Source organism: Actinacidiphila sp. bgisy167 (assembly GCF_965342175.1).
GTDB lineage: Bacteria > Actinomycetota > Actinomycetes > Streptomycetales > Streptomycetaceae > Actinacidiphila.
The window spans coordinates 1-7,909 of record NZ_CBDRBL010000138.1 but is presented as its reverse complement, the minus strand read 5'-3'; the positions used below and the strand labels follow the sequence as shown (position 1 = coordinate 7,909).

6 protein-coding genes, 1 pseudogene and 1 riboswitch are annotated in these 7,909 nt (G+C 68.4%); of the genes and pseudogenes, 4 read left to right on the top strand and 3 right to left on the bottom strand.

Annotated elements, in window-relative coordinates:
* Positions 1–207 precede the first annotated feature (207 nt).
* Positions 208–1,542 carry a crotonyl-CoA carboxylase/reductase gene (ccrA, locus tag ACRWND_RS29645; RefSeq protein WP_431954865.1) on the bottom strand — a complete coding sequence of 445 codons (1,335 nt, stop codon included), beginning with the start codon at positions 1,540–1,542 and terminating at the stop codon, positions 208–210.
* An 823-nt stretch (positions 1,543–2,365) separates the two neighbouring features.
* On the opposite strand from ccrA, the gene ACRWND_RS29640 reads away from it, so the two are divergent.
* From ACRWND_RS29640 to ACRWND_RS29630, 3 genes are all read left to right on the top strand, one after another.
* Complete coding sequence (locus ACRWND_RS29640; RefSeq protein ID WP_431954864.1) at positions 2,366–2,689, top strand: hypothetical protein; 324 nt, start codon at positions 2,366–2,368, stop codon at positions 2,687–2,689.
* A 1,338-nt stretch (positions 2,690–4,027) separates the two neighbouring features.
* Positions 4,028–4,303 (top strand): chaplin, encoded by a 276-nt coding sequence (locus tag ACRWND_RS29635; RefSeq protein ID WP_431954862.1) that lies wholly within the window; start codon positions 4,028–4,030, stop codon positions 4,301–4,303.
* Between the two features lie 752 nt (positions 4,304–5,055).
* Positions 5,056–5,141, top strand: a riboswitch (ZMP/ZTP riboswitch).
* Positions 5,142–5,165: 24 nt separating this feature from the next.
* The gene (locus ACRWND_RS29630) at positions 5,166–6,023 is read left to right on the top strand and encodes a bifunctional 5,10-methylenetetrahydrofolate dehydrogenase/5,10-methenyltetrahydrofolate cyclohydrolase (protein ID WP_431954866.1); all 858 of its coding nucleotides are present in this window, start codon (positions 5,166–5,168) and stop codon (positions 6,021–6,023) included.
* Between the two features lie 188 nt (positions 6,024–6,211).
* Here the strand turns inward: ACRWND_RS29630 and ACRWND_RS29625 are convergent, their stop codons facing one another.
* A complete protein-coding gene (locus ACRWND_RS29625) occupies positions 6,212–6,715 on the bottom strand; it encodes an N-acetyltransferase (RefSeq protein WP_431954860.1) in 504 nt (167 codons plus the stop codon).
* 287 nt (positions 6,716–7,002) lie between these two features.
* Entirely contained in the window at positions 7,003–7,410 is a 408-nt protein-coding gene (locus ACRWND_RS29620) for a hypothetical protein (protein ID WP_431954858.1), read from the bottom strand.
* Positions 7,411–7,647: 237 nt separating this feature from the next.
* Here ACRWND_RS29620 and ACRWND_RS29615 point away from each other — a divergent pair.
* Positions 7,648–7,909, top strand: a pseudogene (locus tag ACRWND_RS29615) (IS5/IS1182 family transposase); the annotation flags it as partial.

Below are 7,909 nucleotides of genomic sequence, written 5' to 3'. Positions count from 1 at the left end.
GCATGTTCCCGCAGGTCAGGCCGCACTTTCGGCTCTCTAGGCCGCAGAATTATGTCGAACCCGGGCCTGGCGGCCCGCCGATTTGCCGCGACCCGGTGGCCGGGCTGTGAAGAGGGGCCGCGCGCGGTCGTACGGCGCCAGCCCGCCCGCCGCACTCAGGGCCTTCACCCCAGGATCTCGCGCAGCGTGCGACGTGCGCGGTGTTTGTCAGGTGGTGGGGTGGTGGGGTTGGAGGAGGTGGAATTTGTGTTCGCCGATGGTGTGGCGGGTGTGGGGGTCGGTGATGCCGAGGCCGGGTTGGGGGGCGTGGGTGAGGACGGCGATTTTGCCGGTGTGTTGGTTGGTTTGGAGGGTGCGGGTGGCGGTGGCGACGTTGTTGAGGGTGTAGGTGGTGGAGAGGGTGGGGAGGATGTGGCCTTTGGTGATGAGGCGGTTGGTTTCTTGTTGTTCGTGCCAGTTGGCGCCGTGGCTGCCGATGATGTGTTTGAGGCGCATCCAGAGGTAGCGGTTGTCGTAGGTGTGGTGGTAGCCGGTGCTGGAGCCGCAGGTGACGATGCGGCCGCCGCGGCGGGCGAGGTAGACGGAGGCGGCGAAGGTTTGTTTGCCGACGTGTTCGAAGACGATGTGGGGGTCTTCGCCGGTGGCGTCGCGGATGGCGGTGCCGAGTTTTTTCCAGCCTTCGGGGGTTTGGAGGGCGTTGGGGTTGTTGTGTTCGATGTCGGTGCGGTTGATGACGGTGTGGCAGCCGAGTTTGTAGGCGAGGGTGGCTTTTTCGGGGGTGTTGACGATGCCGATGGGGATGCCGCCGCCGTTTTTGACGAGTTGGACGGCGTAGGAGCCGAGGCCGCCGGTGGCGCCCCAGATGAGGACGATGTCGCCTTGTTTCATGCGGGCGCCGCGGTCGGAGACGAGCATGCGGTAGGCGGTGCTGGCGCAGAGGGGGTTGGCGGCGGCTTCTTCCCAGGTGAGGTGGGGGGGTTTGGGGAGGAGTTGGCTGGCGCGGACGATGGCGTAGTGGGCGAGGCCGCCGAAGTTGGTTTCGAAGCCCCAGGCGCGTTGTTCTTGGCCGAGCATGCCGTCGTAGTGGGTGAGGGGGTCTTGGTCGTCGACGTAGGCGGGGGAGATGACGACGTGGTCGCCGATGTTCCAGTGTCGGACGGTGGAGCCGGTGCGGACGATGATGCCGGCGGCGTCGGAGCCGACGATGTGGTAGGGGAGGTCGTGTCGGGTGTCCCAGCCTCCGTTGCGTGCCATGGCTTGGAGGAAGGTGAAGGTGGGGACGGGTTCGAACATGGCGGTCCATACGGTGTTGTAGTTGATGGAGCTGGCCATGACGGCGATGAGTGCTTCGTCGGGTGCGAGTTCGGGCATGGGGACTTCGTCGACGACGAGGGATTTGCGGACGTCTTTGTCTTGGACGTCTTTGAACATGTGGATGTCCGAGCGGCGGACGGTGGCGGCGGGGAACGTTTTGGGCAGGGGGAGGGCTTTGAGTACGTCGGCGCCGCATCCGGCTATCACGGCCTCGGACAGGGTGGTCATGGGATCTCCTGTGGTGGGCGTTGTGGTCCGGTTCTGGTCGGTGGCGGGCCCCGGGGGTCCGGGGGTCCCGGGGGGTCCGGGGGGGGTCCGGGTTTGAGGGGTTTGGGGTCTCGAGGCCTTCCGGAGCCCCCGCACTTCCCGGGCCTGCCGCCGGGGCCCTAGGGGCTGTTCGGGGGCTGTTCGGGGGCTGGTGTGGGTTGGGCTGTGGTTCGGGGGCTGGGTGGCGGGGTCCGGGTGGGGCGGGGTTTGAGGGGTTTGGGGCCTGCGGGGGGTTGGGTTGGGGGTCGGGGGCTGCGGGTGGGTGGTATGGGGGTGTTTGGTATCTAGCAGGCCTGGTTACTGGTGGGTGCGCAACTGTGATTGCGGTGGGTTGTGGGGTGTGTAGGGGGTTGGTGCTGGTCAGGTGGTGGGGTGCGGGGTGGTGGCGGGTGGAGGGGTACGCGGATTGGAGTAGTGGGGGGTGGGTGGGCCGTTCGGGTGGTGGTGGGTCTGCTGGTGGCGCTGGGGTGGGGCCTTGACCGCTCCTGGGCCGCGGGCTGGATGTGGAGGCGTCGCCGAACAGGCTGTCTTCCACGCTGTGGTGGCGGGTTCCGCCGGGGACGGCGACAGGTTGGCCGGTGAGGAGGATTTGTGCGGCGGTCTGGGCGTGTTTGGGTGTGGGTGTGGGCGCGCGGGGTGGGGTCTGGAATTCCTTGACGGAAGTGATTCGCGAGGCGTCGGCCGGAGGGTGGGGCGATGGGTGGCTTCCTGGTGCGGGGGTGGTGTCGGGTTGGTGTGATGGGCGCGGTGGACTGGGGTGGCATACCGGGCTGTCCCGGCTGGTGTGAGCGGGCTCGTGTCGCCCGCCGCCCGTGGTCTGCGTGTGTTGGCCGTTGCGGCGGACCTGGTAGAGGTGGCGGAGGCCGGCTCGCTGCTCGGTGGTGGTGGAATCGTTGATGGCCGCAGTGCCGTGGTGTTTCCGGCGGCCGCGGTTGCGACCCCTGTGCTTCTGGGCATTGTTGAGCAGGGTCACCTGGCGGCGCGGGAGGCCGTGTTGGGGGTGGTTGATGAGGCCGTGTCGTTCTATCCCCAGGCCGAGTACGCGCGGGTGACAACGTCCTACGGGAAAGCGGTCCCGATCTGCTGCGCTATCGTCCGCCATGTGTGAGCTCGCACGGCTGTCCTTGCTGGACTGGGCGAGCGGGGCGGGGCACTGCTTGCCGGGGCGTCGGTGCACTGGTGCTTCGAGGTCCGAGAGTGCGTCGCTGACGGCGGTGACACGGCAGCTTTCGGGGTTCTGGTCGGCGTGTTCCCGGGCGGTGTGGGCGCGGTGGAATTGCATATCGGTGGTGAGATCCCCGTGTTGGGCGAGGTTGTTCTCGAATGCGCACCGGTGGGCGGCTGTGTTGAGGCGTGCCTACGAGTGAGGGGACGGCTTCCGGGTGAACTGCCGCCCGGTGCCGTCCTGATCGCGGCAGAGTGCGGTGAACGTGTGCGCTGACGGTGCGAGGTGATCGAGCCGCGTTGGTGATCCGGTGATCGCCCAGCTTGCGTGGGAGGTCCGCCTGTGGCGCCAGTACCAACTGCTGTGCTGGACGTCGGGGTGCAACTCGGGTGGACGGGTGCGTTGTCCGGCTTGTCAGGTCGGCGGTATCCGGCCGGCGGGCGGGGTTTAACGCTGTCAGCCGTGGCCACCGCGTGATCTTCTGTCTGCGGACATCGGTGATCAGTGGTGGCCGTATCCATGCCCGCGCCGCCCCCCGGGCCACAAGATCACGGACTGCGGCTGGAGTGTCGGGCCGTTGGCGCGGCGGTTTCTCGACGAAGATCGCCCGGTCGGGGGACGGCTGGTGCTGTCCTGTGTCGGTCGTTGTGGCGGCAGGGCAGCGCGGCGCCGGCCCGCGGTTCGAGGTCGTGCTGAGCACGGTGGCGTGGTCCTCGAGGTCGGTGGGCCCGGTCTGCGGTTCGAGGTCGTGCTGAGCACGGTGGCGTGGTCCTCGAGGTCGGTGGGCCCGGTCTGCGGTTCGAGGCGGTGCTGAGCACGGTGGCGTGGTCCTCGAGGTCGGTGGGCCCGGCCTGCGGTTCGAGGTCGTGCTGATCACGGTGGCGTGGTCCTCGAGGTCGGTGGCCCCCCCTTTTGTTGCTCGCGTAGTCGCTGGCGGTAGGCGCGCTGTGGCGGGTGGGGTGCTGTGGTCGGGCTCGACGAGGCGGGGTTTGTTCGTGAGGTGATGTCGTGAGGTGATGTAGGTGATGTCCGGATGGGGTGGGGGTGGGGCCTGGTTGGTGGTGGGGGGGGGGTGTCGTGGGTGCCGGTGGGGTGTGGGGTTGGGGGGAGGGGGTGTTGCTGCATTCGGGTGTGTGCTTGCTGGTTGTGCGGATCTCGCGAGGGTGGGGCCGTTGTGGTGACGGGTGGGCGTGTCTGGGCTGTTTGTCGTTTCGTCGGTGCGCATGGTGGGTTGTGGTTCCGCCCGGTGAAGGGGGCGGTGTGTCGTTGGGAAGGTCGTCCATGAGTGTGTGGGGTATGTCGCTGGGGGTTGTCGTGGTGGCGGGTGTGCTGGTGGTGTCGGGTGCGGGGGTGGCGTCGGCGGATAATGATGCGAAGGGTTTGCTGGCTGCTGCGCCGGGTTTGTTGTCGGGGAATAATTTGCAGCAGCCGATTCTGTTGCCGTTCAATGCGTGTGGTAATCCTTCGCCGGGTTTGTTGTCGTTGTTGAGTCCGTCGTTCGGGGATTGTGTGAATGTGACGAAGGACAACGGCAACGCGATCGTCGGTAAGTCCTGAGGGTGTGTGGGGCCCGGCCCGGCCCGGCCCGGGACCGGGACCCGGGGCCTGGGGCGGGGCCGGGCTTCGGTGGGGCTTGGGTCCTGGGGCTTGTTCGGGCAGTGGCTGGGGTCGTTCATGATGGTCTGGTGGCTGGTGTTGGTGGGCGGTTGGGGGTGGGGCTCGGCGGTGGGGTTGGGGGAGAGGGGATGCCGGTGCTGGGTGCCCGGTTGTTCGTGGTGATCGGGGTTCCCTTGCTGCGCGGGGCCGAGTTCGTAGAGGTCGGCCGTCACCAAGGCCGCCGACTCCGACGCGGCCTTGGCCGGGGTGGTGGGTGAGTTGGCGTATGGGGGAGTTGTGGCGGGTGGGTGTGTCGGGCCACGCGAGTTCGTGGAGGTGTTGTTCCAGATGCGGTCCGGGTGGCCGTCGGCGCGTTCGGCGAGGATCTGGCTGGCTTGGTGAAGCGGGCGTGGGCGCCCTGGCGGACGGTGGGGTGGCCCGGCGCTTGGGCGAACCGCTTCCTCTCCGGGCTCCGCTCCCTCGCGGTGTCGACGACGAGCCGGGTGAGCCAGCCGTACGCCCGGTCGGCGACTCCTGCCGCGCGAAGTTGAGCACGAGCTGGTTGCGCAGTGCGGTCCTGGCGCGGCCCGGGACGTGCGTGTCTTGCTCACCTCGACCGGACCGAGCGGACTTGCTCGCATGTGGCCGGCGTAGGTGCGCAATTGTCAAGTTCTGTGGAGGGGGCCGTCCGCCCGGGGTGCGCCGGTATGGTGAGTGCGGGCCGTAACTGGCGCTGAGGTGGAGTACCACCGGGGAGCGGCCTGACGCCTGGTCAATGCCGTGCGCCTGGGCACTTCACCGTGGAGCTCAGGAGTGGCACGTGATGGAGACGCAGCAGGCACGGCTGATGGAAGGTACGGACCTCGCCCGCCGAATGACCGAGACCAGCGCGGCAGCTGCCGAGGACATCCGTCGACGCACCGGGGTGTCCCCCTGTCTGGCGACTGTGCTGGTGGGAGAGGACCCGGCGTCGGTCACCTATGTCCGGATGAAGCAGGCCAGGTGCGCGAAGGCCGGCATTCACTCGCGGCACGTGGCCCTGCCCGCCACGGTGAGCACCAGCGGCCTGGTGGAGGCCGTCACCGCGCTGTCCGGGGATCCCGACGTGCACGGCATCCTGCTCCAGCACCCGGTGGGACCGCACATCGATGAGCGCGCCGCGTTCGAGGCGATCGCCCCCGACAAGGATGTCGACGGGGTCACCATGCAGTCCTTCGCGGCGATGGGGTTCGGCCTGCCTGGCTTCGTCTCTTGCACGCCCGGAGGGATCATGCGCCTGCTGGACGAGTACGACGTCGACCTCACGGGAAAGCACGCCGTCGTGGTGGGACGCAGCCCTATCCTCGGCAAGCCCGTCGGCATGCTCCTGCTCGGGCGGGACGCCACGGTGACCTACTGTCACTCCCGCACCGTTGATCTGCCCTCGATCGTGCGCGAGGCAGACGTCCTGGTCGCTGCGGTCGGCCGGCCGCGCTTCATCAACGGGGCGGACGTCAAGCCCGGAGCCGTAGTGGTCGATGCGGGCTACAACCCGGGCAATGTCGGGGACGTTGACTTCGACACGGCATGTCAGAGGGCAGGCCTGATCACGCCCGTGCCCGGCGGCGTCGGTCCCATGACCATTGCTGTCCTCCTTGCGCAGACCGTTGACGCGGCAGCACGTCAGCTCATCGGGTCCTGACCGAGGACAGCGCGGTGATGGATCCCGTCGAGCAGGGTTCGGTCGCCCCCGTATCGTGACTCACGTAGCAGAAGCAACAAGTCAGGTTCGAGGGGGCAACAAGGCCTTTCCTTGGGCGTGCACGCCCTGTGAGTCACAGGAGTTCTGCTTCATCGACAGCCTCGGGGATCGGTACGGGCGACAACCAGTTACGTGTCGGGATGCTCTGGCAGGGCGAGCCAGTTAGGCCAGGAGATCTCGCGGCCGAGGAAGCGCGGCTGCTTGAACGGCCAGTCGGCGGCGATCCAGTGCGGCACCAGCGTGTCGAGGGCTTGCTCGACCGTGCTGTCCACCAGCTCGTCCACAACCCACCAGGAGATTTCGCTGTCCGCGCCGGCCCTTTGCGGTGGGTCGATGTAGACGCAGCCGAGCAGAGCTGTCTCGGCCGCGTCGAACAGCGCGTAGTTGAAGGACTGGTGCGCGGCGATCTCCTTCTCGTGCCGCAGCAGGTCGGCCTGGTCGGCCTCGTAGGTCATGGTGGCCGCGGGCCAGCCCCAGGCGGGGCCGAAGAGGGTCCACAGCCGCTCGCGTGAACCCATCACAGCCGGATAGTCGAGTGGAGTGTCCGCCTCCCGGATCGGCCGCAGGTGATGACCACCGCCCGGCAGCGGGACCAGGACGGGGTGGACGAAGCCATCGGGAAGCCAGCTCATGGCGCCCGACCGTAGCAGCGCGCGGCCGTCCGCTCCGCTGGATTATCCCCGTATATCCCTGAGCCCTGTCTGATGCCGGGCTGGGCCCGCGTGATCAACCGATCCAGACCCCGTTCGATCGACAGACTTCTCACGGTCGGCCCAGGTGTCCTGGCTGTGGGTTCTGGAGGTGCGGGGAACGGCCGCGACGGCCGGCACGCATCCGGGCACCTCCACGGCGTCAACGTACGGGCACACAGGCTCCTGCCACGCCGACCGGACTGCCCGGCACACACCCCCCTCGCGCCTCATGGCGCGTTCTTCGCACCGGCCACGCTCCCCGGGCCACGGCTCGGGCAAGGGGTGTCGGAGCGGTCAGCCGCGCCGCCTCCCACCTCAGCCTCACCGCGCGCCCGGTCGGCGCGTCGGCGTGTCGCGGCGGAGACTCCCGCCCAGACGGCGAGCACGCAGGCCGCCAGGCCGGCGAAGACGACCGGGTTCACCCAGACCGGCACCAGCTCGGTCCCCACACCCTGGTCCGTGACGCACTGCACGCTCACCGGCAGCGTCATACGCGTCACCACGTGGTCGCCGTCGGCGCCGGAAGCCGCACACATCTGGTCCGGGTCCAGGATGTAGAACCCCGACATCACGCCCCAGGCGTACGCGCCCACAGCCGCTGCGCCGGCCAGTTGCACGACCAGCGCGCACGACATGGCGTCCGGCGATGTCCACCCGTTTGGTGGCTGACCGTGACGTGCGCGCCACACGAGCTGAACGGCCGTGCCCACGACCACCCATGGACACACGAGGGGCGAGAACGCCAGGATCAAGAAGAGAATGGCTTCCACGCCTTACCGGGCATCGTCGTGGGGCGGCTGGTTCCCTCTCGAGGGCGGTCAGTGAGCAGGGCGTTCCGTGATCCAACGGGCGGCCAGCAGACCCGACCTGGCAGACAGGCCCTGCTGGTCCTGGCCACCTTGGCTGCGGCGGCACCTACGGCCGCCTCACGGCGGGATTCCGCGTCGGGATCGCCACGGTCCACTGCTGCATACGCGAGGCAGTCGTCCTCTGGGCCGCCCTCGCGCCCACGCTTGAGCAGGCCATGCAGACCGTACGGAAGAAGGCATACGTGATCCTCGACGGCACGCTCCTGCCGCTCGACCGCATCGCGCCGACCGGCCGTACTGCTGGAGGAAGAAGAAGCATCACGGG

What these genes read in the sequence shown, in the direction of transcription:
- ccrA (WP_431954865.1), bottom strand. Translation starts at nt 1,542, where the DNA reads ATGACCACCCTGTCCGAGGCCGTGATAGCCGGATGCGGCGCCGACGTA.
- ACRWND_RS29635 (WP_431954862.1), top strand. Translation starts at nt 4,028, where the DNA reads ATGAGTGTGTGGGGTATGTCGCTGGGGGTTGTCGTGGTGGCGGGTGTG.
- ACRWND_RS29630 (WP_431954866.1), top strand. Translation starts at nt 5,166, where the DNA reads ATGGAGACGCAGCAGGCACGGCTGATGGAAGGTACGGACCTCGCCCGC.
- ACRWND_RS29625 (WP_431954860.1), bottom strand. Translation starts at nt 6,715, where the DNA reads ATGAGCTGGCTTCCCGATGGCTTCGTCCACCCCGTCCTGGTCCCGCTG.
- ACRWND_RS29620 (WP_431954858.1), bottom strand. Translation starts at nt 7,410, where the DNA reads ATGTCGTGCGCGCTGGTCGTGCAACTGGCCGGCGCAGCGGCTGTGGGC.